The following is a 24,063-nucleotide window of genomic DNA, read 5'->3' on the forward strand; positions in this document are numbered from 1 at the left end:
GCCGCATCATGGGGTGATCACATCGGAGCCTCGGGGCTCCCCCTGCCCGAGGAGAAAGAGCCCGCATGACCAAGCGACACGGTTATGCCCTTCTCGCCGCGGTTCTCGCGGTCATAGTGGTGATTTCCGCCGCCATATACGTCGGAGTCACCGGCACCGACGGCGGCTCACAGGACATCAGCGCGGGCCCTCGCGGCCCCCGCAGCTCCGCCGCACCCGCCTCCTCCGGCGTCTGGGTCGGCTCCTGGTCCGCCTCGCCCGCGGGGTCCGAACCGGGCACGGAGCAGAAGGGGTTCGCAGGCCGCTCCATCCGCAACGTCGTGCACACGAGCGTCGGCGGCAGCAGCGCCCGCATCACCCTTTCGAACCTGTACGGCACGACGCCGCTCAGCATCACGCACGCCTCGATCGCGCTGGCCTCCGCGTCGAACAACCCGGCGGCCGCGGCGGGCACGCTGCGCAGGCTCACCTTCAACGGCAACACGTCCGTGGTGATCCCGCCGGGACAGCAGGTCATGAGCGACGCCGCCAGGGTGCGGGTGCCGCACGACACGGACCTGCTGGTCACGACGTACTCGCCGACCCCGTCCGGGCCGGTCACCTACCACCCCCACGCGCGGCAGATCAGCTACGTCGCCGAGGGCGACCGCACCGAGGACCAGCTGGGCGACGCGTACACCGAGCAGAGCCCGTACTGGCGCTACCTCTCCGCGGTGGACGTGCTGAGCAACGAGACCGACGGGACCGTCGTCGTCTTCGGCGACTCCATCACCGACGGCATCTCCTCCACGATGGGCGCCAACCGGCGGTGGACCGACGTCCTCGCGGGCCGACTGCGGGCGGAGTCGGGCGCGCCGCGCTACGGCGTCGTGAACCAGGGCATCAGCGGCAACCGCATCCTCTCCGACGGCCTCGGCAACCCCGCGATCAATCCCAGCGGGCTCTCCCGGTTCGACCGGGACGTTCTGGACCGGACCGGTGTGAAGGCCGTCGTGATCGCCCTCGGCGTCAACGACATCCTGCGCAACCCGCACCAGAACGATCCGGACCGCATCGTCGAGGGGCTGCGCGAGCTGACCCGGCAGGCGCATACGCGCGGGTTGCGGGTCGTCGGCGCGACGCTCATGCCGTTCGGGGGGCACCGGGGGTATGCGCCCGCTCTGGAGGGCGTGCGGCAGGCCGTGAACGAGGAGATTCGGTCGGGGCGGGTCTTCGACGAGTTCGTCGACTTCGATCGGGCGCTTCGGGATCCTTATGATCCGCGGAAGCTTCGGGAGCGGTATGACTCGGGGGATCATTTGCATCCGTCCGATGCGGGGTTCCGGCGGATGGCGGAGACGTTCAATCTCTCGCATCTGAAGGGCTCGGCTGCGGCCGAGCTCTGATCTCCTCTTCCGTCTCCGTGTGGGGCCTGTCCGTTGGCTGACGGGCCGTCGGGGCTGGTCGCGCAGTTCCCCGCGCCCCTGACCCACCCGTGGGCCCGCCAGCCGTCAGGCTCAGCCCACCCGGGGTGTTGCGCAGTTCCCCGCGCCCCTGAGCTACCCGTGGGCCCGCCAGCCGTCAAGCTCAGCCCACCCAGGGCTCTGTCGCGCAGTTCCCCGCGCCCCTGAGCTACCCGTGGGCCCGCCAGGCCGTCAAGCTCAGCCCACCCGGGGCTCTGTCGCGCAGTTCCCCGCGCCCCTGGGCTGGCCGTCGTGCCCTCAGTCTTCCGTTTTGCGGCGGTTCAGTTTTTGTTGGCGGCGTTCTTCTCGTTGGCGGAGTTTTTCGATTCTGCGGATTTTTCTGTCCACGCCCACTCCGCCCATGAGCGCGAAGCCCTTGACCACCACGCGGGGGGAGCCGGGGGTGCCCTCGCCCGTTGCCCTGTCGTCGAAGCCGCCCATGAAGGCGAAGCCCTTGACCACGACGGTCAGCTCGGGAGGGGCGATGACCTGGATGCCGCCCATGATCGTGAAGCAGCGGATCTCGACGTCGCGGTCCGTGAACCGGGCCTCGCGCAGGTCGATCTCGCCGCCGCCCCACATCGCGAAGCAGGTGAACACGCGGCCCACCACCCAGCTGCCCTTGCGGCCGAAGCCGCTCCACAGGGCGAAGCCGCCGGTCGAGGACGGCCCGCCCGACACCATGCGCTCGGACCAGTCGATGGCGACGGGGTCGTCGCTCACCGGGTGTTTCACCAGGTCCGCCTTGGCGGGGCGGACTTCGTGCGACGGGAGGTCGCGGGTGAGCGGCTCCAGCTCTCCGTACGTACGCGCCTTGTACGTCGCGTCGAGGCGCTCCTCGAACTCCGTCATGTCGAGGCGGCCCTCGGCCATCGCGTCCCGGAGTTGCTCGGCGACCCGGTCACGGTCGGCGTCGGATGCCCGCAGGTCGGGGGCGGAGGGTCCGGAAGGGACGTCTGGGAGGTTCGGGCGGTCGTCGCTCATAGCTCCGCAGCCTACGAGGTCGGCTTCTCCGCGTACATCTTCGCGATGACCGCCTCGATGTCCGGTTCTCTGACGGAGAGATCGGCCAGGGGGTAGTCGTTCGCGATGCGGGCGACCAGGGGGGCTGCGGACTGTGAGGAAGGGAAGGCCAGCCATTGTCTTGGGCCTTCCACCTTCACCACCCTCGCCGTCGATCCCACCTCAATCGGAGGGAGTTCGCGCTCCAGGTCCACCACCAGCGTGCGCTCGCTCTCGCCCACCTCGTGCAGGCCCGCCAGCGGACCGTCGTACATGAGGCGTCCGTGGTCGATGACCATCACCCGCTTGCAGAGCTGCTCGATGTCGGTCAGGTCGTGGGTGGTGAGGAGGACCGTCGTGCGGGACTCGGCGTTCAAGTCCCGCAGGAAATCGCGGACCTTCGCCTTGCTGATCACGTCCAGGCCGATCGTCGGCTCGTCCAGGTACAGCACCTCCGGGTCGTGCAGCAGCGCCGCCGCGATGTCGCCGCGCATCCGCTGGCCCAGGGAGAGTTGGCGCACCGGGACGTCGAGGAGCGAGCCCAGTTCGAGGAGTTCCACGCAGCGGTCGAGGTTCTCGGCGTAGCGGGCGTCCGGGATCCGGTACATCCGGTGCATCAGGCGGTACGAGTCGATCAGCGGCAGGTCCCACCAGAGCGTGGTGCGCTGGCCGAAGACCACGCCGATGCGCCGGGCCAGGCGCGTGCGCTCGCGGGAGGGGTCGATTCCGGCGACCCGCAACCGGCCGCCGCTCGGCGTCAGGATGCCCGTCAGCATCTTGATCGTCGTGGACTTGCCCGCACCGTTCGGGCCGATGTAGCCGACCATCTCGCCGCGCGGCACGGTGAAGGAGATCCCGTCGACCGCCCGCACCTCGTGGCGCGCACGCCGCAGGAAGCCGGTCTTCCTGCGTACGTCGAAGACCTTCTCCACCCCGTCCAGCTCGATGAGGGGATCCGCCATGTCAGTTCAGCTCCCTGTGCTGCGGTACGAACGGAGGCCCGTGCGCCAGGCGAGGCCCGCGAGCGCGAGAAGGGCCGGGGCCACCAGCGGCGGCGTGAACGCCACCCAGGTCGGCAGGTCCAGCGGATAGGGCCGCCCGAGCACGTACAGCGCGGGCAGCCAGTTCACGAAGGCCAGCGGCAGGACGAAGGTGACGCCGCGCACCAGGTCCTTGGCGAAGAGGGTCGGCGGGTACTGGAGCAGGGTGGTGCCGCCGTACGTGAAGGCGTTCTGCACCTCCGCCGCGTCCTGCGCCACGAACTGGAAGGCAGCGCCGCCCACGAACACCGCCGCGAAGATGCCCGCGCCGCACAGCAGCATCAGCGGCACCATCAGGACCTTCAGCGGGGTCCAGTCGATGTCCAGGACCACGAGGGCGTACGTGAGGATGAGCGTGGCCTGCGCGAGCCTGCCGATCCTGTGCAGCCCGAAGCGGTCCGCGGCGACCTGCGCGATGACCGGGGCGGGCCGCACCAGGAGCGTGTCGAGCGTGCCGTCGCGCACGCGTCTGCCGAGCCGGTCCATGGAGCCGAGGGCGAGGTCGGCGAGCCCGAACGCGGTGCAGGCGGCGCCGTACAGGAACGCGATCTCGGGCAGCGAGTAGCCGCCGAGCCTGTCGACCTGGGAGAACATCAGCAGGATCGCCAGGAAGTCGAACGCGGTCACCGCGAAGTTGCCGAGCGCGGTCATCGCGAAGGAGAGGCGGTACGCCATGAGGGAGCGGATCCACATGGCGGAGATCAGGCGGTAGGCGCGCACCCCTTCCCGGAGGGCCTGGAGCCTGAGCCCGAGCCGGTCACCGTCAGCCACCCTGGACCACCACCCGTCGCGTCGCCACGGCCTGCAGCAGCCGCCCGGCCGTCAGCAGCGCCGCCGCCCAGCCGAGCTGGAAGGCGTACGTCCCCAGCAGCGCCGTCCCGGAGCGTTCGCCGAGGAACACGTCGGCGGGCAGCTGCAGCAGCGCCGACCAGGGCAGCGCGCGGGCGATCTCGCCGAGGGCGCCGGGGAAGACGTTCAGCGGCAGCAGCATCCCGGAGAAGAACGTGCCCGCGAGCATCGCCACCTGGGTGACGCCCGCGCCGTCCATCAGCCAGAAGGCGGAGAGCGCCACCAGGAACCGGATCGCGAAGCTGACCAGCGCCCCGAGCGCGACGGCCACCAGGAACGCCAGCCAGCGCAGGGCGTCCTCAGGCAGCGTCAGATCGAAGACGAGGGCTCCGAAGACCATCGGTACGACTCCGCGGCCGAGCAGCTGGAACGCGGCCCGGCCCAGGTCGGCCGCCAGCCACCAGAGCTGCAGGTCGGCGGGCCGGTACAGGTCGACGGCGATGTCCCCGGTGCGGATCCGCTCGATCAGCTCGCCCTCGAAGCCGCCGCCCATCAGTGCCATCACCGTCAACAGCCCCTGGCCCAGCCACACATAGGTGAGTGCCTGGGACTGGTCGTAGCCGCCGAGGCCGGGCCGTTCGTCCCAGAGCGCCAGGTAGGTGTAGGCGAGAATCAGCCCGAAGACGGTGTTCGTGAACACCCCCGCGGCCGTCGCCATCCGATACGTGGCGTACCTGCGGAAGCTCCCCTCGGTGACGGCCGCGTACAAACGGAACCGTCCAGCACGCACGAGCATCCCTTTCACAGTGGGCTTCGTCCCGAATCGGGCCAAAGCGCTGGAGCCTAGTGCGATCGGAGTCGCTCGTGCCAGGCATTTTCGGCGCGGGGGCGCGTGCCTGGTCATGAACGCATGTGGCAACGGTGTCCAATGGGGTTGCAACGGGGTTGCAGTCGGGTTTACGAGGCGTACTGGATGTACGACGCTAACCGGGAGTTCCGCAAGACATGAGCGACGAGCCGCAGCAGCAGGGTCCTGCCGGGCGCCAGGGCTGGGCGCCCAGGGAGCCGCAGGACACGCCCGCTGACACCGCGACGGGCCCGGCCGGGGAGGGGTCGGGGGCGGCGAAGGCGGCGGGGTCCGCGGGGACGGCGAAGGCGGCTGGGTCCGCAGAGTCGGCTGAGGCCTCCGAGGCGGCGTCCGGAGCCGCGGGCGCCTCCGCTGACGGGAAGAAGCCCAAGAAGCCCAAGCGTCCCAAGCGCAAGGGATGGCGGCGGATCTTCCCCACCTGGCGCATGGTCCTCGGCGGCTTCATCCTGATCGTCCTGCTGTGCATCGGCGGCTTCATGGCGGGCTACATGCTCGTCGACATCCCGCCCGCGAACGCCGCCGCGACCAAGCAGAGCAACGTCTACCTCTACTCCGACGGCACCCAGATCGCCCGCGACGGCGAGGTCAACCGCGAGAAGGTGCCGCTCAAGCAGGTCCCGCTCACCGTCCAGCACGCCGTGCTCGCCGCCGAGGACCGCGACTTCTACGGCGAGTCCGCGGTCGACCCCAAGGCGATGATCCGCGCGGCCTGGAACACCGTCACCGGCAAGGGCAAGCAGTCCGGCTCCACGATCACCCAGCAGTACGTGAAGAACTACTACCTGGGGCAGGAGCAGACGGTCACCCGAAAGGTGAAGGAATTCTTCATCTCGATCAAGCTGGACCGCGAGGTGAGCAAGGACGACATCCTCGAGGGCTATCTGAACACCAGCTACTTCGGCCGCAACGCGTACGGCATCCAGGCGGCCGCCCAGGCGTACTACGGCGAGGACGTCCAGGACCTCTCCGTCGCCCAGGGCGCCTACCTCGCCACCCTCCTCAACTCCCCCAACGCGTACGACGTCGCCACCCACCCCGAGAACAAGCAGCGCGCGGCGGGCCGTTGGAACTACGTCCTGGACGGCATGGTCACGGAGGGCTGGCTCAGCAAGTCCGACCGGGCGAAGAGCAAGTTCCCGGTGCCCGACGAGGCGAAGGGCGCCGCGGGCCTGTCCGGGCAGCGCGGCTATGTGGTGAAGGCCGTCGAGGACTATCTGACGGCCAACAAGATCATCGATGAGGACACCCTCGCCAAGGGCGGCTACCGCATCACCACGACCCTCCAGAAGGACCGTCAGGACGCCTTCAAGGAGGCCGTCGACAAGCAGGTGATGTCGAAGGTCGACAAGAAGGCGCGCAAGGTCGACCGCAACGTGCGCGCGGGCGGCGCCTCCATCGACCCGGCCACCGGCAAGGTCGTCGCGATGTACGGGGGCATCGACTACACCAAGCAGTACGTCAACAACGCGACGCGGCGCGACTACCAGGTCGGCTCCACGTTCAAGCCGTTCGTCTTCACCTCGGCCGTGGAGAACGGCTCGGTCACCCAGGACGGCCGCCCGATCACCCCGAACACGGTCTACGACGGCACCAACAAGCGCCCGGTGCAGGGCTGGAGCGGCGGGACGTACGCCCCCGAGAACGAGGACAACGTCAACTACGGCGACATCACCGTCCGCACCGCCACCGACAAGTCCGTGAACTCGGTGTACGCGCAGATGGCCGTCGACGTCGGCTCCGGCAAGGTCAAGGACACCGCCGTCGACCTCGGCGTCCCCGAGAACACCCCCGACCTGACCGCGTCCCCGTCGATCGCACTCGGCCCCTCCACCGCGAGCGTCCTGGACATGACCGAGGCGTACGCGACGCTGGCGAACCACGGCAAGCACGGCACGTACACGCTCGTCGAGAAGATCACCAAGGACGGCAGCGAGATCGAGCTGCCGGAGCAGCGGACCCAGCAGGCCGTCACCCGCGAGGCCGCCGACACCACCACGTCGGTCCTGCAGAGCGTCGTCCAGGGCGGCACCGGCACGGCGGCGCAGGGCGCGGGCCGCCCGGCCGCGGGCAAGACGGGCACCGCGGAGAACGACACGGCGGCCTGGTTCGCCGGTTACACCCCCGAGCTCGCCACGGTCGTCGCCGTCATGGGCCAGGACCCGGAGACCGGGGCGCACACCCCGCTGTACGGCGCGCTCGGCGAGGCCCGCATCAACGGTGGCGCCTACCCGGCGCGCATCTGGGCGCAGTTCACCAAGTCGGCCCTGGAGGGCAAGCCGGTCAAGGACTTCGACCTGGAGCTGGAGCAGGGCGCGGACCTGCCCGAGGTGCCCGACCCGACGACGGGCGGCGTCGACGAGCCCGGCACCGGCGGCACGACGGACGGCGGCCCCGACACCGGGGGCGGCCAGGACGGCGGCACCACCGGCGACCAGGACACCGGCGGCACCACCACGGGCGGCCAGGACAACGGAGGCCAGACGGGCGGCCAGACGGGTGGCCAGGACGGCGGCCAGCAGGGCGGCCAGGAGACCGGCGGCCAGAACACCGGCGGGCCGACGGACGGCGGCGCCGCCAACGGCGGACCCACCGACGGCGGCGCCCAGGGCGGGCCGACGGGCGGCGGCACCGATACCGGTGGCGGCCAGGACGGCGGCACGGACGACGGCGGGGCGCTCGGCGGCCTCACGGACGGTTGACGCGCCGCCGAGCCCCGCTCCTCCGGCCCTGGGGACCTCTAGTGGCCGGAGGTCGCCTTCAGGCCGACCACGGCCACCAGCAGCAGACAGACGAAGAAGATCCGGGCGGCGGTCACCGGCTCACCCAGAATGACCATGCCGAGCACCGCCGCACCGGCCGCGCCGATGCCGACCCACACTCCGTAGGCGGTACCGATCGGCAGTGTCTTGGCGGCGTGCGACAGGAGCATCATGCTCGCGACGATGCCCGCGCCCGTGAACACACTGGGCCACAGGCGCGTGAAGCCGTCCGTGTACTTCATCCCGATCGACCAGCCCACTTCGAGCAGACCGGCGATGATCAGCAGAACCCAGGCCATGACGGCACCTCCGACGAGTAGAAACGCGAACGCGTTACCTGATGGGGGTGCGTCGTCTTTGCAGGAACCCGGTACGGCGCGTCTCGTCGGGGTCCTTCCAAGGTAGCAAAACGTATGCGTAAGGGGCTGGTGACGATGGTCACCAGCCCCTTACGCATACGTTTTGAAGGTCCTACAGGTCCTACAGGTCCTACAGGTCCAGCAGTTCCTACAGGTACAGACCCGTCGAGTCCTCGGACCCCTCGAACCGGTCGGCCGCCACGGCGTGCAGATCGCGCTCCCGCATCAGTACGTAGGCCACGCCCCGCACCTCGACCTCGGCGCGGTCCTCCGGGTCGTACAGGACCCGGTCGCCCGGCTCGACCGTCCGGACGTTCTGCCCGACCGCGACCACCTCGGCCCAGGCGAGCCGCTTGCCCACGGCCGCTGTCGCGGGGATCAGGATGCCGCCGCCGGAGCGCCGCTCACCCTCGCTCGTGTCCTGCCGCACCAGCACGCGGTCGTGCAGCATGCGGATGGGCAGCTTGTCGTCGTGGGGAGTCCTGGATGTCACGGGGGGCTTCTCGGTCACGCCCCAGAACCTACCTGCCCCGGCAGGGCCCGTGGGCTCCCGGGGCGGCACTCGTCCCGTCAGGCGCCACGTCGGCGCGAGCTCACCACGAGGAGCCCCACCAGACCGACGGCCACCAGGGCGACGGGCACGATGCGCTCGATGCGCGGCGAACCGTCCTCCGTGACGAGCTGTCCGCGCACGTCCGAGACGAGGCGGTTCGCCCCTACGTACGCCCGGCCCAGCGAGTTGTCCACGCCCGCGACGACCTTGGCCTTCGCGTCGCCGACGATCGTCTTCGGGTGGACGCGCACCCCGATCTCGTCGAGGGTCTCGGCAAGCTGGTCGCGCCGGCGCTTGATGTCCGCCTCGATCTGCGCAGGGGTCCTGGCATCCGACACCGCGCTGCCTCCGTGGTCGTATCGATTGTGTGGACGTGAACTCTGACCACAGTCTGTCAGCTTCGCGCGCGCCGCACCCCACGGCACCCCTATTACGCTCGACTCCGTCACCACACTCTTTGCGAACCACCCGGCCACCCGTATGAGGAGAGCGCCCATGAGCGAGCGACTGCAGCCCGGCGACACCGCCCCCGCCTTCACCCTGCCCGACGCCGACGGCAAGGACGTCTCGCTGGCGGACCACAAGGGCCGCAAGGTCATCGTGTACTTCTACCCCGCCGCGCTCACCCCCGGCTGCACCAAGCAGGCCTGCGACTTCACGGACAACCTCGACGTGCTGGCCGCCGCCGGGTACGACGTGATCGGCGTGTCCCCCGACAAGCCGGAGAAGCTCGCGAAGTTCCGCGAGCAGGAGAACCTCAAGGTCACGCTGGTCGGCGACCCCTCCAAGGAGACCCTTGAGGCGTACGGCGCCTTCGGCGAGAAGAAGCTGTACGGCAAGACGGTGACCGGCGTGATCCGCTCCACCGTGGTGGTCGACGGACAGGGCAAGGTCGAGCACGCGTTCTACAACGTGAAGGCCACGGGCCACGTGGCCAAGATCATCAGGGACCTCGGCGTCTGATCCGCACCGGCCCCTCCCTTTCGTTCGCCGTCCCGGTGTGACGTGGGCCCCCTGACGGGGGGCCTTCGTTTGCATCGGCCATCTTCGAGCAAGTGATCTCTCGGGGAACTTGCACGAAGAACGAAAGGAACCACTCCATGGCGGCCCAAGAAGAGATCGAGGCCGAGGCCGACCCGGAGGCGATGAAGCGCCACCGGACCCTGTTCCGAGCGGTGAAACGCCGCAGGAACCCGCCTCTGCGCCGTACCGACATCACGGTCACGGACGAGGCCGCGGTCAAGCGGGCCGTCAAAGCGGCCTCGCTGGGCAACGCCATGGAATGGTTCGACTTCGGCATCTACAGCTATCTGGCCGTCACCATCGGACACGTCTTCTTCCCGTCCGGGAACGACACGGCCCAGCTGATCTCCTCGTTCGCCACCTTCGCGGTGTCCTTCCTGGTGCGGCCCATCGGCGGCATGGTGTTCGGCCCGATGGGCGACAAGGTGGGCCGCAAGAAGGTCCTCGCGCTGACGATGATCATGATGGCGATCGGCACGCTCGCCATCGGCCTGATCCCGTCCTACGACACGATCGGCTTCTGGGCCCCCGTCCTGCTGATCTTCTTCCGCCTCGTCCAGGGCTTCTCGACGGGCGGTGAGTACGGCGGTGCCTCCACGTTCATCGCCGAGTACGCGCCCGACAAGCGCCGCGGCTTCTTCGGCAGCTTCCTGGAGATGGGCACGCTGGCCGGGTACACGGGCGCGGCGGGCCTGGTCCTCATCCTCAACACCGCCCTCGGCTCGGACGCCATGGAGTCCTGGGGCTGGCGCATCCCGTTCCTCGTCGCGGGCCCGCTGGGCCTGGTCGGCCTCTACCTGCGGCTCAAGCTGGACGAGACCCCCGCCTTCCAGAAGATGGAGGACGCCACCTTCCACTCGGCGTCCGAGGGTGCGTCCACCGTCGAGTCGACGGCCAAGGGCGACCTGGCGAAGATCTTCCGCGACTACTGGCCGACGCTGATCCTCTGCATCGCCCTGGTCGGCGCGTACAACGTCACCGACTACATGCTCCTGTCCTACATGCCGACGTACCTCTCGGACGAGCTCGGCTACGACGACTCGCACGGCCTCCTGATCCTCATCGGCACGATGGTCGTCCTGATGCTGATCATCAACCAGGTCGGCAAGCTCTCCGACCGCTTCGGCCGCAAGCCGCTCCTGATGACGGGCATGCTGAGCTTCCTGGTCCTCTCCATCCCGTCGTTCCTGCTCATCAAGCAGGGCAGCCTGGTGGCGGTCTCCGGCGGCATGCTGCTGCTCGGCCTCTCCCTGGTCTGCCTCCTCGGCACGATGTCGGCCACGCTCCCGGCCCTCTTCCCCACCTCGGTCCGCTACGGCTCCCTCTCCGTCGGCTACAACATCTCCGCCTCCCTCTTCGGCGGCACGGCCCCCCTGGTCATCACGTCCCTGATCAGCATCACGGGCACGGACATGATCCCGGCGTACTACTCGATGGCCGCGGCGCTCGTCGGCGTCATCGCGGTGGCCTGCATGAAGGAAACGGCCCAGAAGCCGCTGTCGGGATCGCCGCCGTCGGTGGAGACAAAGGAGGAGGCGGCGGAGATGGTCGAGTCCCAGGCCACGACCCCGAAGTTCTGACCTCGCCCCTCCTCCCCCAACGGAACGGCCCGCCCCACTGAGAAGTGAGGCGGGCTGTTCCGCTTATCGGTAGTAACGGTCCGATTTTCGGTTCGTTAGGCCGTACGAGGCTGCGAACGCGTGGCCGAGAGGGCGGGTGGGCACATGGACGAGCGGGACCCCTATAGCAAGCATCGGCTGGCGGCGATCGTCCCGAAGGCTCGTAACTGGACCGACTTGATGCGCCGCCTCGGCCTCGGGACAAGCGGCGGGCAACGGCGCGTGCTTCAGGAGAAGGTGACCGGCCACGGCATCGACACGAGCCATTTCGCCAAACGCAGCCCATGGCGCAAGTACCCGGACGCCGACATCGCCGAAGCTGCCGCCTCTTCTTCCTCACTGCGTGAAGTTGCGCTGAAGCTGGGCGCCGCACCAGCCACAGGGACGCTCTCCCATATCCGGCGACGCATCAGTGCGGCGGGCATCGACATCAGCCACTTTCCCGGCATCGATCGCCCCGAGCTGGACCTCCCCTTCTCTGCCGAGGAGCTGCGGACAGCGGCCGCGGCAGCCACAAGCGTGCGCGGTGTGGCTCGAGCACTCGGTGTGCCGGACGACAGCCGCTCACGCGCAACGCTGAGCCGCATGCTGCGTGCCCGGCACATCGACACCGAGCACTTCTCGCACCGGCGCCTGCCGATCCCGGAGGAGAACCTCCGCGAGCTGGTGGAAAGCTCGACCAGCTACGCCGATGTGATGCGCGGTCTCGCCATGGAGGTGAACGACACCAACCACCGGCGCATCCGGCGCGCAGCCACCCGCCTCGGCCTCGACACCAGCCACTTCAAGCGCCGAGCCTGGGGGCAGCCGGAACGTCCCGCGCCACTCTCGACCGCACACCGCGTTCTGGTCGTCCTGCCGGACCACTCCGGGCGGGCCAACAGGGCTCAGCTCCACCGGGCCCTGACCGAGATCGGGGTTCCGTACGCGTGTGCGCAGTGCGCCAATACCGGCGAGTGGCTGGGACATTCGCTCACTCTGCAGATCGACCACGTGAACGGGGACTGGCGCGACAACCGGCGGGAGAATCTGCGCTACCTGTGTCCCAATTGCCACGCCCTGACGGAGACGTGGTGCCGTCAGAAGAAAAGACGGCCTCTCGCCGCGCAGTCGGCCCTACCCGTAGACTGAATGCCGCCGGTCAGACGCTAGTGACCGTTTTTGAGCGGCCGTGATGGAATTTGGCAGTCATGCTGGGTTTAGGTCCCAGTGGGTTCACACCCGTGTGGGTTCGAGTCCCACCGGCCGCACTCACAACGGGCCGTGGGGCCGGTCGATCGAGACCGGCCCCACGGCCCGTTCGGCGTCAGCCCAACAACTCCCGCACCACCGGCACCAGCCCCCGGAACGCCTCCCCCCGATGGCTGATCGCGTTCTTCTCCGCCGCCGTCAGCTCCGCGCACGTGCGCGTCTCCCCCTCCGGCTGGAGGATCGGGTCGTAGCCGAAGCCGCCCGTGCCGGACGGGGCGGTGCGGAGGGTGCCGAGGAGGCGGCCCTCGACCACGCGTTCCGTGCCGTCGGGGAGGGCCAGGGCCGCGGCGCAGGCGAAGTGGGCGGCGCGGTGTTCCGCGGGGATGTCGGAGAGCTGGGCCAGGAGCAGGTCCAGGTTGGCCCGGTCGTCGCCGTGGCGGCCTGCCCAGCGGGCGGAGAAGATGCCGGGGGCGCCGTTCAGGACGTCGACGCAGAGGCCCGAGTCGTCGGCGACCGCGGGCAGGCCCGTGGCCTGGGCGAGGGCGTGGGCCTTGAGGAGGGCGTTCTCCGCGAAGGTGACGCCGGTTTCCTTGACGTCGGGGATCTCGGGATAGCTGTCCGCGCCGACGAGGTCGTGGGTGAGGCCTGCGTCGGCGAGGATCGCCCTGAGCTCGGTGATCTTGCCTGCGTTACGGGTGGCGAGGATGAGGCGGGTCATCTCCCCAGTATCGCCGCCTCACCGCTGCCGCTACGGCGTGCAGACCTTCGTCAGTTCGCCCGCCGCGTCCGTGACCGGGCTGACGTCGGGCGTGGCGTCGCCGTTCTTGACCGACTGGCGGACGTTGTCGACGGCCTTGTCGAGGTCGTCGACCGCCTTGTTCACGTCCGTGTTGTCGGTCTTGTCGCCGATCTTGTCGAGGTTCTTGCCGATGTCGTCGAGCGCCTTGTCCGCCGCGGCGGGGTCGTCGCCCGCGTTCTCGACGGCCTGCTGCAGGTCGGTGACGCTGTCGGCGATCGTGTCGGCGGTCTGGACGCAGTCCAGGGCCTTCGAGACGGCGTCACAGCCGACGAGGCCGACGCCGGCCGGGATGACGATCAGTGCCGTGGCGACGGCGGTGGCGATGCGACGGTGGCGCGCGGCCATGGTTCGGTCCCCTCCCCAGGGTGCGTACGGACGCGCGGCTTCGTCCGCGCGCCCGTACTCGTAACAACGCCCGGCAGGGGGTTGTTGGTTGCCTGCTTGAACGACGTGGGTCGTATGTCCCGCTAGCGGGTCTGCTCCAGGGCCTCGCGCTGGAACGCCGCGAGGTCCTCGCAGCCGCCGACGGCGAGGTCGAGCAGCGCGTTGAGCTCCTTGCGGTCGAAGGGCTCGGCCTCGGCGGTGCCCTGGACCTCGACGAAGCGGCCGTCGCCGGTGCAGACGACGTTCATGTCGGTGTCAGCCTTCACGTCCTCCTCGTAGCGGAGGTCGAGGAGCGGCACGCCGCCGACGATGCCGACGGAGACGGCGGAGACGGTGTCGGTGAGGGGCTTGCGGCCCGCCTTGATGAGCTTCTTGCCCTGGGCCCAGGCGACGGCGTCGGCCAGTGCCACGTACGCCCCGGTGATGGCGGCGGTGCGGGTGCCACCGTCGGCCTGGAGGACGTCGCAGTCGAGGACGATCGTGTTCTCGCCGAGCGCCTTGTAGTCGATGACGGCGCGGAGCGAGCGGCCGATCAGGCGGCTGATCTCGTGGGTGCGGCCGCCGATCTTGCCGCGGACGGATTCGCGGTCGCCGCGGGTGTTGGTGGCGCGGGGCAGCATGGAGTACTCGGCGGTGACCCAGCCTTCGCCGCTGCCCTTGCGCCAGCGCGGGACGCCTTCGGTGACGGAGGCGGTGCAGAAGACCTTGGTGTCGCCGAAGGAGATGAGGACGGATCCTTCGGCGTGCTTGCTCCAGCCGCGTTCGATGGTGATGGGGCGGAGCTGTTCGGGGGTGCGGCCGTCGATTCGAGACATGGCGATGAGCCTATCCGGTGGGTGGACGCGGGGTTTCCGGGTTTTCGTCGCCGTCACCCCGGGCTCTCTCGCGGCCGTCACCCCGAGCTCTCTCGCGGCCGTCACCCCGGCTCTCGCCGCCGTCGCCCCGGCGGAGGGCGTACGCCGGTGGCACATGCGCGAGGGCCCCGTCAGGACAGTCGTCCGGACGGGGCCCTCGGCCGTGAGTTCAGGGGGTCAGGAACTCACATCATGTCTTCGATGTCCGCGGCGATGGGGTCCGCGTCGGTGCCGATGACGACCTGGATCGCGGTGCCCATCTTGACGACACCGTGGGCGCCCGCGGCCTTCAGGGCGGCGTCGTCGACCAGAGCCGGGTCCTTGACCTCGGTGCGCAGGCGCGTGATGCAGCCCTCGACCTCTTCGATGTTGTCGATGCCGCCGAGCCCGGCAACGATCTTCTCAGCCTTGCTGGCCATGTCTTTCTCCCTGTGTTTCTCGCGGCCGGGGGACCGCTTTGTCACGGTAACGCACGGTTGGACCATCTTCGCGGGCGGTTACGACAGTCGTGCCCAATGATGACGGTCAAGGTGCCATCCCCCATCGGGCGGCGCTCCCACACGTTCCGCAACTGGTCTACACCAGTTTTCAACGACCGCCAAACCTGGCTTGTTCCGGGAGGGACGCCGATGAGTTCGACCGCCGCGGCGGTGCCGCAGAAGAAGTGGTGGAACGGCCTCTTCCAGGGCCTCCAGAAGATGGGACGCAGCCTCCAGCTGCCCATCGCGGTCCTGCCCGCGGCAGGCATCCTGAACCGGCTGGGACAGCCCGACGTGTTCGGGGACGACGGCCTCGGCTGGACCAACGTCGCCAAGGTCTTCGCGGCGGCGGGCGGTTCGCTCCTCGACTCCTCGCTCGGCCTGCCGCTGCTGTTCTGCATCGGTGTCGCGATCGGCATGGCGAAGAAGTCGGACGGCTCCACCGCGCTCGCTGCGGTCGCGGGCTTCCTCGTCTACTACGCGGTGCTCCGCGCCTTCCCCGACAGCTGTCCGCAGGACACCGTCTTCGGCGGCGCGGGCATGTGGAGCGGGGTGTGCGTGGCCGAGGACGGGAAGGTGGCGCAGGCCGCGTACCAGAATCCAGGGGTGTTCGGCGGCATCGTGATGGGGCTGCTCGCCGCCTGGTTCTGGCAGCGCTACCACCGCGTGAAGCTGGTCGACTGGCTCGGCTTCTTCAACGGCCGCAGGCTGGTGCCGATCATCATGGCGTTCGTGGGCCTGGTCTTCGCCGGTCTCTGCGTCTGGATCTGGCCGCCCATCGGTGACGCGCTGACCAGCTTCTCCAAGTGGCTCGTCGACCTCGGCTGGCTGGGCTCCGGCATCTTCGGTGTCGCCAACCGCGCGCTGCTCACGGTCGGCCTGCACCAGTTCCTGAACACCTTCGTGTGGTTCCAGTTCGGCGACTTCACCAAGCCGGACGGCACGGTCGTGCACGGTGACATCAACCGGTTCCTGGCGGGCGACCCGACGGCGGGCCAGTTCACCTCGGGCTTCTTCCCGATCATGATGTTCGCGCTGCCCGCGGCGGCCCTCGCGATCACGCACTGCGCGCGCCCGGAGCGCCGCAAGGTGGTCGGCGGCATGATGCTCTCGGTCGGTCTGACGTCGTTCGTCACGGGCATCACCGAGCCGATCGAGTACTCGTTCCTCTTCATCGCGCCCCTGCTGTACGCGATCCATGCGGTGCTCACCGGTGTGTCGATGGCGGTGACGTGGGCGCTGGGCGTGAAGGACGGCTTCAGCTTCTCCGCGGGCTTGATCGACTACGTCATCAACTGGAGCCTGGCGACCAAGCCATGGATGATCATTCCGATCGGTCTGTGCTTCGCCGTCGTGTACTACGCGCTATTCCGCTTCGTCATCATCAAGTTCAATCTGCACACCCCTGGACGTGAACCAGAGGAGGAAGCGGAGGCTCTCGACCGGGAGCAGACCAAGGCGTAACTCCCCCCGCGAGTCGAGCTCCTCGACCTCTCCGTCAGGCCCTCGGACCTCTGGTCCGGGGGTCTTTCGTCTGTCATATCCGGATATGGCCCAGCCCACAGGAATCGTGGGTTCCTTACGTCACCTTCACCGTGCTACAACAGGTCTACACCACTAATTGGTGTAGACCACGCGGCCTTCTCGCCGCGTCCCCCGGAGACGCCGCCGTCCCCCACTTCCATGTCCCCAGGCGGCGCCTTGCCCACTGGAGGAAGTTGTGTCCACGCCCAGCGCCGCCCCCGCGGCCGACAAGAAGAAGAAGGGCGCCGGCGTGATGGCTGTCATGCAGCGCATCGGCCGCAGCCTCATGCTGCCGGTCGCCGTGCTGCCCGCCGCGGCCCTCCTCGTCCGCTTCGGCCAGACCGACATGCTCGGCAAGGAGTCGTTCCCGACCTTCGTCAACAAGCTCGCGGAGTACATGGCGGCCGGCGGTGGCGCGCTGCTCGACAACATGGCGCTGCTGTTCTGCGTCGGCATCGCGATCGGCTTCGCCAAGAAGTCGGACGGCTCGACGGCCCTCGCGGCCGTGACCGGCTACCTGGTCTTCCAGAAGGTGCTCGCCACCTTCACGGACAAGAACCTGCCCAAGGTCGCGTCCGTCGTGGACGGCAAGATCGTCATGAACGAGGCGCCGGTCAACGCCGGTGTGCTCGGCGGCGTGGTCATGGGCATCATCGTGGCCCTGCTCTACCAGAAGTTCTACCGGACCAAGCTGCCCGACTGGGCCGGTTTCTTCGGCGGCCGCCGCCTCGTCCCGATCCTGTCGGCCTTCGCGGGCCTCGTGGCGGGCATCGTCTTCGGTCTGATCTGGCCGGTCCTCGGCGCCGGCATCCACAACTTCAGTGAGTGGCTCGTCGGTTCGGGCGCCGTCGGCGCCGGTGTCTTCGGTGTCGCCAACCGCGCGCTGATCCCGGTCGGCATGCACCACCTCCTGAACTCCTTCCCGTGGTTCCAGGCGGGCTCCTACACCGACGGCGGCGTGGACTACCACGGCGACATCGCGCGCTTCCTGCACCACGACCCGACCGCGGGCCAGTTCATGACCGGCTTCTTCCCGATCATGATGTTCGCGCTGCCCGCCGCCTGCCTCGCGATCGTGCACTGCGCCCGTCCCGAGCGCCGCAAGGTCGTCGGCGGCATGATGTTCTCGCTCGCGCTCACCGCCTTCGTGACCGGTGTGACCGAGCCGATCGAGTTCACCTTCATGTTCATCGCGCCGGTCCTGTACGCGATCCACGCGGTGCTCACCGGTGTCTCCATGGCGCTGACCTGGGCGCTCGGCATGAAGGACGGCTTCGGCTTCTCGGCCGGTGCGGTCGACTTCCTGCTGAACCTCGGCATCGCGAAGAACCCGTGGGGTCTGGCCCTGGTCGGCCTCTGCTTCGCGGCGGTCTACTACGTGGTCTTCCGCTTCGCGATCACCAAGTTCAACCTGCCGACGCCGGGCCGCGAGTCCGACGAGGAGCTCGCCGAGCTCCTGAAGGCGGAGGGCAAGTAGTCTCCGCCCGCACCTGAGTGACGTAAGCCCCTCGCCGTAGGTACCAACGGCGAGGGGCTTCGTCGTGTCCGGGGCATACGGTCGAGGTATGAACGACCAGCGGACTCCCCGCATCCTCGACCTCGACCGCGAGCGCCTCGCCGCCCTGCGCGGCCGCGCCCTGACCGCCTCCGTCGCCGCCGCGGAGGGCCGCACCATGGTCGCCGAGGTCTTCGCCGACCGCGCCGCCCTGATCCCGATGCCGGGCATGCCGGGCGTCCACAACGCCGAGCTGGTCGCGGCCTTCGGCGCCGACATCGTCGTCCTGAACCTCATCGAGCGCGCCTGGGACGGCGAGCGCCTCACCCTGCCGGGCCTCGGCACGTTCACCTCCCTCACCGACCTCGCCGCGTACATCGGGCGCCCGGTCGGCATCAACCTGGAGCCCGGCGACGTCCCCGAGATCCGCCGCGCCAAGCCCGAGTACGCCAAGCGGCTGATCGACATGGGTGCGGCGATGCTCTGTCTGACGGCGAACCCGGGCACGGGCGGTTCGTACGAAGGACTCGCGCGGGTCACCGAGGAGCTGCGCGCCGGGCTCGGTGACGACGTGGCGCTGTGGAGCGGCAAGATGCACCACGCGGGGCATCCGGAGCGGGTCACGGTGGACCGTCTTACTTCGCTGGTGGACGCGGGTGCGGACGGCGTGGTGCTGCCCCTGCCGGGCACGCTGCCGGGCGTCACCAAGGAGCTGGCCGCCGAGGCGGTGGCCGCCGTGCAGGACGCGGGTGCGGTGGTGATGGGCGCGATCGGCACCAGCCAGGAGGGCTCGCACGCGAACGTGGTGCCCCAACTCGCCCTGACGGCGAAGGAGGTGGGCATCGACGCCCACCACTTCGGGGACTCGTTCCTGCCGGGGATGTGCGACCCGGAGGTCATGTACGACTACTCGGTGGCGATCCGCGGCCGCCGCCACACGTGGAACCGGATGGCGCTGGGCGGCCGCGGCCACCGCCGGGACTGAAGGCTCTCAGACCTCGTACGTCGCGCCGGGCGCCGCGAGAGCGGTGGGGCCCGCGTACACGGCGCGGGCGTCGGCGAGGTTCACCTGGGGATCCGTCCACGGCGGGACGTGGGTGAGCAGCAACCTTCCTGCACCGGCGCGCCGGGCGGACTCCCCGGCCTCTCGGCCGTTCAGGTGCAGGTCGGGGATGTTCTCCTTGCCGTACGTGAAGGCGGCCTCGCACAGGAACAGGTCGGTTCCGGTGGCGAGTTCGTCCAGGTGGTCGCAGGGTCCCGTGTCCCCGGAGTACGTGAGGGACTTCCCGGCGTGCTCGATGCGGATGGCGTACGCCTCGACGGGGTGGCGCATCTTCTCGGTGCGCACCGAGAAAGGGCCGATGTCGAACGAGGCGGGCTTGACCGTGTGGAAGTCGAAGACCTCGCTCATCGAGGAGGCGGAGGGCGTGTCCGCGTACGCGGTGGTGAGGCGCTGCTCGGTGCCCTCGGGGCCGTAGACCGGGATGGGGGCGCAACGGCCGCCCTCGTGGCGGTAGTAGCGGGCCACGAAGTACCCGCACATGTCGATGCAGTGATCGGCGTGCAGATGGCTGAGGAAGATCGCGTCGAGGTCGTACAGACCGATGTGGCGCTGCAGCTCGCCGAGGGCGCCGTTGCCCATGTCGAGCAGCAACCGGAAGCCGTCGGCCTCGACGAGGTAGCTCGAGCAGGCCGAGTCCACGGAGGGAAACGACCCCGAGCAGCCGACGACGGTGAGCTTCATGAAGCTGGAACCTCCGCGCTGGCAGGAGAGCTGGGGAGTGTGCGGTCCGTCGAGCGTAAGGCGCAAAAGGCCTGGTCGCTCCTCCGTCGCGGGCCGTTGTGGGGGAACTCACCTGCACTGTCACCGGTTCGGGGGGCTTGTGGGACCGGGGGAGGCGGCAGGCGGTGCGGGATGCGCGCCGGTACCGTCGTGGGTATGGACACGTCGTGGTGGCTCGCGCTGGCCGCAGTGGTGGTGCTCGCGCTCGTCGTCACGCTGGTGGACGGCTGGGGGCGCGGACCCCGGAAGCGGAGTTCCCGGCCGCCGGGCAGGACCCGGCCGCCGAGAGGGTCGAGGCGGCGGTTGCCGACGCCTCGGCCCGCCGAGATCTGGTGGGCGCGGGTGCCGTACGAGGACGGTCCAGGCGGGAAGGACCGGCCGTGTCTGGTCCTGTCGGTGCGCGGGGAGCGCGCGCTGGTCGCGAAGATCACCAGCAAGTACCACGACGAGCGGGCCGGGGTGATTCCGCTGCCGCCGGGCGCGGTGGGCGACGCGGAGGGCCGCGCGAGCTTCCTGGAGACGGACGAGCTGCGGGACGTGCCGGTGTGGGACTTCCGGCGCAGGGCCGGGGTGATGGATCCGGTGCTGTGGGACCAGGTGAAGTACCTGGCGGGCTAGTGGCGGGCGGGCCGGAGGATCCGGCCCGCCCAGCACGGTCCTACGCCCAGAGCTGGCCCTGCAGTGTTTCGATGGCCGCCTCGGTCGTCGCGGCGGTGTAGACGCCCGTCGACAGGTACTTCCAGCCGCCGTCGGCGACGACGAAGACGATGTCGGCGGACTCGCCCGCCTTGACCGCCCGCTTGCCGACGCCGATCGCGGCGTGCAGCGCGGCGCCCGTGGAGACGCCCGCGAAGATGCCCTCCTGCTGGAGGAGTTCGCGGGTGCGCGTCACGGCGTCGGCCGAGCCGACGGAGAAGCGGGTGGTCAGGACGGAGGCGTCGTACAGCTCGGGGACGAAGCCCTCGTCGAGGTTGCGCAGGCCGTAGACGAGGTCGTCGTAGCGGGGTTCCGCCGCGACGATCTTGATGTCCGGCTGCTGCTCGCGGAGGTAGCGGCCGACGCCCATCAGCGTGCCCGTGGTGCCGAGGCCCGCCACGAAGTGGGTGATGGAGGGGAGGTCGGTGAGGATCTCCGGGCCCGTCGTGGCGTAGTGGGCGCCCGCGTTGTCGGGGTTGCCGTACTGGTAGAGCATCACCCAGTCCGGGTGCTCGGCCGACAGTTCCTTGGCCACCCGGACCGCGGTGTTGGAGCCGCCCGCCGCCGGGGACGAGATGATCTCGGCGCCCCACATGGCGAGCAGGTCGCGCCGCTCCTGCGAGGTGTTCTCCGGCATGACGCACACGATGCGGTAGCCCTTGAGCCTGGCCGCCATGGCGAGCGAGATGCCGGTGTTGCCCGAGGTCGGCTCCAGGATCGTGCAGCCGGGCGTCAACCGGCCGTCCTTCTCGGCCTGTTCGACCATGTGGAGGGCGGGCCGGTCCTTGATGGAGCCGGTCGGGTTGCGGTCCTCCAGCTTGGCCCAGATGCGGACGTCTTCCGAAGGGGAGAGCCGCGGCAGGCGGACGAGCGGCGTGTTGCCGACCGCGGCGAGCGGGGAGTCGTAGCGAGGCATCCGGGATCGGGCCTAGACCATGCCGCCGGCGACGGCCGGCAGGATCGTGACGCTGTCGCCGTCGGCGAGCTTCGTGGAGATGCCGTCGAGGAAGCGGACGTCCTCGTCGTTGAGGTACACGTTCACGAAGCGGCGGAGCTTGCCGTCGTCGACGATGCGTCCGGCGATGCCCGCGTGCCGCGAGTCGAGGTCGGTGAAGAGCTCGGCGAGGGTGTCCCCGCTGCCCTCGACGGCCTTGGCGCCGTCGGTGTAGGTGCGGAGGATGGTCGGGATGCGGACCTCGATGGCCATGCTGAGGGCTCCTGTCGGGAGTCGAGAAGTGCGAGTGGTGGGCGCGCGGCGGCGCGGGGCTTGCGGTGTGGTGCGCCGGGCGTACGGAGGCGGCCGCCGCGGCCCGCGGCCGTGCGTCGGGCCGCGGTGGACCGGTTCAGCGGGTACAGATGGCGCTGGCGAGGCGGCACAGGTCGACGTGCAGCCGCGCCACGAGCAGCAGGGGTGCGCTCGGCGTCTCTTCGCTCACGTCATGGGGAACCATGCGGTCATCGTATCGATTCCCGGTCCGGATCCCGGAATGTGATCTCAACTGGTGGACGGAATCCGTTCAGGATGCGGGCGGCGGCAGATAGACGACGGTCGGGGCGCCGGTCAGCGGATGCGTGCTGACCTCGGCCGTCACGCCGTACACGGTGGCGAGCAGCTCGGCGGTGAGGACCTCCTTGGGCGCCCCGGAGGCGACGAGACGGCCGCCGTCGAGGACGTAGAGGCGGTCGCAGAAGTACGCGGCCAGGTTCAGGTCGTGCAGGGCCAGGAGGTTCGTGGTGCCCAGGTTACGTACGAAGGAGAGGATCTCCAGCTGGTAGCGGATGTCCAGGTGGTTGGTGGGCTCGTCGAGGACGACGAGGGTCGGCTCCTGGACCAGGGCGCGGGCGACCAGGGCGCGCTGGCGCTCGCCTCCGGAGAGCGAGGGGAAGGTGCGGTCGGCCAGTTCGTCGACGCCGACCCGGGCGAGCGCCGCCGTGACGAGCTCGTCGTCGGCCGCGGTGTCCGCCTCCCAGAACCGCTTGTGCGGGGAGCGGCCCATGGCGACCACCTGCCGGACGGTCAGCTCGAAGGCGGCCTGGCCGTCCTGCGGCACCGTGGCCAGGCGCCGGGCGCGCGCCTTCGGGGGCATGGTGTGCAGGTCGTCGCCGTCGAGGAGGGCGCGGCCGCCGGTGGGGCGCAGCGTGCCGTACACACAGCGGAGCAGCGTCGTCTTGCCGCTGCCGTTGGGGCCGACGACGCCGACGGTCTCGCCGGGGTCGGCGGTGAGGTCGACGGCGTCCACGAGGAGCCTGCCTTCGACCTCGTACGAGAGGCGCTCGGTGCGCAGTTCACCGGCGGGCGGCGGCTGGGTCATGCCGGTACTCCTTCGTTGCGCCGCCTCAGCAGCCACAGGAAGAACGGGCCGCCGGTGAGCGCGGTGAGCACGCCGACGGGGATGTCCTGCGGCGCGGCGACGGTGCGTGCGGCGAGGTCGGCGGCGACCAGGAAGACCGCGCCCATCAGCGCGACGACCGGGAGCAGTGCGCGGTGCGCGGCGCCGACCAGCATGCGGGCGGCGTGCGGCACCATCAGGCCGACGAATCCGATGGCTCCGCTGTAGGCGACCAGGGCGCCGGTGAGGAGCGAGGCGAGGACGAAGACTCCGGCACGGAACCGGGTGGCGTCCAGGCCGAGGACGGTGGCGCCCTCCTCACCGGCGAGGAGCAGGTCGAGGGGGCGGGCCATCGACATCAGGAGGGCCGTGCCGAGGATGAGGGTGACGCAGGGCAGGGCGAGCATGTCCCAGCGGGCGTTGCCGAGGCCGCCGAGCGTCCAGTACAGGACCTCCTTGAGGTGGTCCGCGCTGTCGGCGGTGACCAGGATGAGGCTGGTCAGCGCGGTCAGGATGTACGAGACGGCGACGCCCGCGAGGATCAGCCTGCCGGTGGCGAAGCCGCCGCCTCCGCTGCGGGCCAGGGCGTAGACGAGGACCAGTGAGATCAGGGCGCCCGCGAAGGAGGCGGCCGGGATGGTGACGCTGGTCGACAGGGCGGCGCCGAGGCCGAAGGCGGAGCCGAGCACGATCGCGCCGACCGCGCCGACGGAGGCGCCCGAGGAGACGCCGAGCAGGAACGGGTCGGCGAGGGGGTTGCGGACGAGGGCCTGGAGGACGGTGCCGATGACGGCGAGTCCTGCTCCGACGGTGGCTCCGAGGATGATCCTCGGGAGCCGCACGTCAAGGACGATGGTGCGGAACGGCGAAGGCTCCGCGCGGCCCGTGAGGATCTCCAGGACGTCGGCGGTGGGGATGCGGACGGAACCGAGGGCCAGCCCGGCGAGCGTCACGGCGGCGAGGGCGACGGCGAGCACCGTCAGGACGACCAGGCGCCGCCCCCCTGAGCTCCGCCGATCGCCCTTCGGGCTCGTCAAACGCCGGACGGGCTGGGAACCCTGCCCCGCGGGGCTG

The 24,063-nt window shown here is 69.8% G+C and carries 26 protein-coding genes, 1 tRNA gene and 1 riboswitch; of the genes, 10 read left to right on the plus strand and 17 right to left on the minus strand.

Annotated elements, in window-relative coordinates:
- Window positions 1–65: 65 nt before the first annotated feature.
- The gene (locus tag AC068B_RS04985; protein ID WP_478669031.1) at window positions 66–1,385 is read left to right on the plus strand and encodes an SGNH/GDSL hydrolase family protein; all 1,320 of its coding nucleotides are present in this window, start codon (window positions 66–68) and stop codon (window positions 1,383–1,385) included.
- Between the two features lie 315 nt (window positions 1,386–1,700).
- Here the strand turns inward: AC068B_RS04985 and AC068B_RS04990 are convergent, their stop codons facing one another.
- The 4 genes from AC068B_RS04990 to AC068B_RS05005 are packed head-to-tail and all read right to left on the minus strand — an operon-like array spanning window position 1,701 to window position 5,069.
- Window positions 1,701–2,426 (minus strand): DUF1707 SHOCT-like domain-containing protein, encoded by a 726-nt coding sequence (locus AC068B_RS04990; RefSeq protein WP_478669032.1) that lies wholly within the window; start codon window positions 2,424–2,426, stop codon window positions 1,701–1,703.
- An 11-nt stretch (window positions 2,427–2,437) separates the two neighbouring features.
- Window positions 2,438–3,406 carry an ABC transporter ATP-binding protein gene (locus AC068B_RS04995; RefSeq protein WP_478669033.1) on the minus strand — a complete coding sequence of 323 codons (969 nt, stop codon included), beginning with the start codon at window positions 3,404–3,406 and terminating at the stop codon, window positions 2,438–2,440.
- 6 nt (window positions 3,407–3,412) lie between these two features.
- On the minus strand, window positions 3,413–4,255 hold the full coding sequence (locus AC068B_RS05000; protein WP_478669035.1) for an ABC transporter permease: 843 nt from the start codon (window positions 4,253–4,255) through the stop codon (window positions 3,413–3,415).
- Window positions 4,248–5,069: an ABC transporter permease gene (locus AC068B_RS05005; protein WP_478669036.1), complete on the minus strand. Its 822-nt coding sequence runs from the start codon at window positions 5,067–5,069 to the stop codon at window positions 4,248–4,250. Before AC068B_RS05005 ends, AC068B_RS05000 begins: the two co-directional genes overlap by 8 nt.
- A gap of 209 nt (window positions 5,070–5,278) precedes the next feature.
- On the opposite strand from AC068B_RS05005, the gene AC068B_RS05010 reads away from it, so the two are divergent.
- Window positions 5,279–7,840 (plus strand): transglycosylase domain-containing protein, encoded by a 2,562-nt coding sequence (locus AC068B_RS05010; RefSeq protein ID WP_478669037.1) that lies wholly within the window; start codon window positions 5,279–5,281, stop codon window positions 7,838–7,840.
- Window positions 7,841–7,878: 38 nt separating this feature from the next.
- Here the strand turns inward: AC068B_RS05010 and AC068B_RS05015 are convergent, their stop codons facing one another.
- The 3 genes from AC068B_RS05015 to AC068B_RS05025 all read right to left on the minus strand — a co-directional run bounded on the left by AC068B_RS05015 (window position 7,879) and on the right by AC068B_RS05025 (window position 9,150).
- Complete coding sequence (locus tag AC068B_RS05015) at window positions 7,879–8,199, minus strand: DMT family transporter (RefSeq protein WP_356265029.1); 321 nt, start codon at window positions 8,197–8,199, stop codon at window positions 7,879–7,881.
- 46 nt (window positions 8,200–8,245) lie between these two features.
- Window positions 8,246–8,307, minus strand: a riboswitch (guanidine-III (ykkC-III) riboswitch).
- Between the two features lie 100 nt (window positions 8,308–8,407).
- Window positions 8,408–8,710 (minus strand): GroES family chaperonin, encoded by a 303-nt coding sequence (locus AC068B_RS05020; RefSeq protein WP_055568690.1) that lies wholly within the window; start codon window positions 8,708–8,710, stop codon window positions 8,408–8,410.
- A gap of 119 nt (window positions 8,711–8,829) precedes the next feature.
- Window positions 8,830–9,150, minus strand: coding sequence for a DUF3618 domain-containing protein (locus AC068B_RS05025; RefSeq protein ID WP_356265032.1), 321 nt, complete (start codon window positions 9,148–9,150; stop codon window positions 8,830–8,832).
- A 157-nt stretch (window positions 9,151–9,307) separates the two neighbouring features.
- Between AC068B_RS05025 and bcp the strand changes: the two genes are divergently transcribed.
- From bcp to AC068B_RS05045, 4 genes are all read left to right on the plus strand, one after another.
- Complete coding sequence (gene bcp, locus AC068B_RS05030) at window positions 9,308–9,775, plus strand: thioredoxin-dependent thiol peroxidase (protein WP_356265035.1); 468 nt, start codon at window positions 9,308–9,310, stop codon at window positions 9,773–9,775.
- Window positions 9,776–9,912: 137 nt separating this feature from the next.
- On the plus strand, window positions 9,913–11,415 hold the full coding sequence (proP, locus tag AC068B_RS05035; RefSeq protein WP_478669039.1) for a glycine betaine/L-proline transporter ProP: 1,503 nt from the start codon (window positions 9,913–9,915) through the stop codon (window positions 11,413–11,415).
- Window positions 11,416–11,559: 144 nt separating this feature from the next.
- Entirely contained in the window at window positions 11,560–12,585 is a 1,026-nt protein-coding gene (locus AC068B_RS05040) for an HNH endonuclease (protein ID WP_478669040.1), read from the plus strand.
- 34 nt (window positions 12,586–12,619) lie between these two features.
- Window positions 12,620–12,704: transfer RNA gene (locus AC068B_RS05045), tRNA-Leu, on the plus strand.
- Between the two features lie 56 nt (window positions 12,705–12,760).
- On the opposite strand, the gene rdgB is transcribed toward AC068B_RS05045, so the two are convergent.
- The 4 genes from rdgB to AC068B_RS05065 all read right to left on the minus strand — a co-directional run bounded on the left by rdgB (window position 12,761) and on the right by AC068B_RS05065 (window position 15,167).
- Window positions 12,761–13,363 carry an RdgB/HAM1 family non-canonical purine NTP pyrophosphatase gene (gene rdgB / locus AC068B_RS05050; protein WP_478669042.1) on the minus strand — a complete coding sequence of 201 codons (603 nt, stop codon included), beginning with the start codon at window positions 13,361–13,363 and terminating at the stop codon, window positions 12,761–12,763.
- A gap of 30 nt (window positions 13,364–13,393) precedes the next feature.
- A complete protein-coding gene (locus tag AC068B_RS05055) occupies window positions 13,394–13,789 on the minus strand; it encodes a hypothetical protein (protein WP_356265048.1) in 396 nt (131 codons plus the stop codon).
- 122 nt (window positions 13,790–13,911) lie between these two features.
- Window positions 13,912–14,643 (minus strand): ribonuclease PH, encoded by a 732-nt coding sequence (rph, locus tag AC068B_RS05060; protein ID WP_478669043.1) that lies wholly within the window; start codon window positions 14,641–14,643, stop codon window positions 13,912–13,914.
- 224 nt (window positions 14,644–14,867) lie between these two features.
- Window positions 14,868–15,167, minus strand: a complete 300-nt coding sequence (locus tag AC068B_RS05065) for a PTS sugar transporter subunit IIB (RefSeq protein WP_356265053.1) — start codon at window positions 15,165–15,167, stop codon at window positions 14,868–14,870.
- A gap of 144 nt (window positions 15,168–15,311) precedes the next feature.
- Between AC068B_RS05065 and AC068B_RS05070 the strand changes: the two genes are divergently transcribed.
- The 3 genes from AC068B_RS05070 (at window position 15,312) to AC068B_RS05080 (ending at window position 19,165) form a co-directional block, all read left to right on the plus strand.
- Window positions 15,312–16,625: a PTS transporter subunit EIIC gene (locus AC068B_RS05070; protein WP_478669045.1), complete on the plus strand. Its 1,314-nt coding sequence runs from the start codon at window positions 15,312–15,314 to the stop codon at window positions 16,623–16,625.
- A gap of 313 nt (window positions 16,626–16,938) precedes the next feature.
- Window positions 16,939–18,162, plus strand: coding sequence for a PTS transporter subunit EIIC (locus AC068B_RS05075; protein ID WP_478669269.1), 1,224 nt, complete (start codon window positions 16,939–16,941; stop codon window positions 18,160–18,162).
- Between the two features lie 88 nt (window positions 18,163–18,250).
- A complete protein-coding gene (locus AC068B_RS05080; RefSeq protein WP_478669046.1) occupies window positions 18,251–19,165 on the plus strand; it encodes a DUF7916 family protein in 915 nt (304 codons plus the stop codon).
- A gap of 6 nt (window positions 19,166–19,171) precedes the next feature.
- On the opposite strand, the gene AC068B_RS05085 is transcribed toward AC068B_RS05080, so the two are convergent.
- The gene (locus AC068B_RS05085; protein ID WP_468562881.1) at window positions 19,172–19,924 is read right to left on the minus strand and encodes an MBL fold metallo-hydrolase; all 753 of its coding nucleotides are present in this window, start codon (window positions 19,922–19,924) and stop codon (window positions 19,172–19,174) included.
- Window positions 19,925–20,119: 195 nt separating this feature from the next.
- Here AC068B_RS05085 and AC068B_RS05090 point away from each other — a divergent pair, with 195 nt between their 5' ends.
- Window positions 20,120–20,581 (plus strand): type II toxin-antitoxin system PemK/MazF family toxin, encoded by a 462-nt coding sequence (locus AC068B_RS05090; RefSeq protein ID WP_468562883.1) that lies wholly within the window; start codon window positions 20,120–20,122, stop codon window positions 20,579–20,581.
- 40 nt (window positions 20,582–20,621) lie between these two features.
- Here the strand turns inward: AC068B_RS05090 and AC068B_RS05095 are convergent, their stop codons facing one another.
- The 5 genes from AC068B_RS05095 to AC068B_RS05115 form a co-directional block, all read right to left on the minus strand.
- Window positions 20,622–21,575, minus strand: a complete 954-nt coding sequence (locus AC068B_RS05095; RefSeq protein WP_478669048.1) for a PLP-dependent cysteine synthase family protein — start codon at window positions 21,573–21,575, stop codon at window positions 20,622–20,624.
- Between the two features lie 12 nt (window positions 21,576–21,587).
- Window positions 21,588–21,866 carry a MoaD/ThiS family protein gene (locus AC068B_RS05100; protein WP_468562887.1) on the minus strand — a complete coding sequence of 93 codons (279 nt, stop codon included), beginning with the start codon at window positions 21,864–21,866 and terminating at the stop codon, window positions 21,588–21,590.
- Between the two features lie 136 nt (window positions 21,867–22,002).
- On the minus strand, window positions 22,003–22,110 hold the full coding sequence (locus tag AC068B_RS05105; protein ID WP_317850449.1) for a putative leader peptide: 108 nt from the start codon (window positions 22,108–22,110) through the stop codon (window positions 22,003–22,005).
- 66 nt (window positions 22,111–22,176) lie between these two features.
- Window positions 22,177–22,971, minus strand: a complete 795-nt coding sequence (locus AC068B_RS05110; RefSeq protein WP_478669050.1) for an ABC transporter ATP-binding protein — start codon at window positions 22,969–22,971, stop codon at window positions 22,177–22,179.
- Window positions 22,968–24,026 carry a FecCD family ABC transporter permease gene (locus tag AC068B_RS05115; protein ID WP_478669051.1) on the minus strand — a complete coding sequence of 353 codons (1,059 nt, stop codon included), beginning with the start codon at window positions 24,024–24,026 and terminating at the stop codon, window positions 22,968–22,970. Before AC068B_RS05115 ends, AC068B_RS05110 begins: the two co-directional genes overlap by 4 nt.
- Between the last annotated feature and the right edge of the window lie 37 nt (window positions 24,027–24,063).

It is taken from the genome of Streptomyces sp. NPDC042371, from assembly GCF_056437465.1.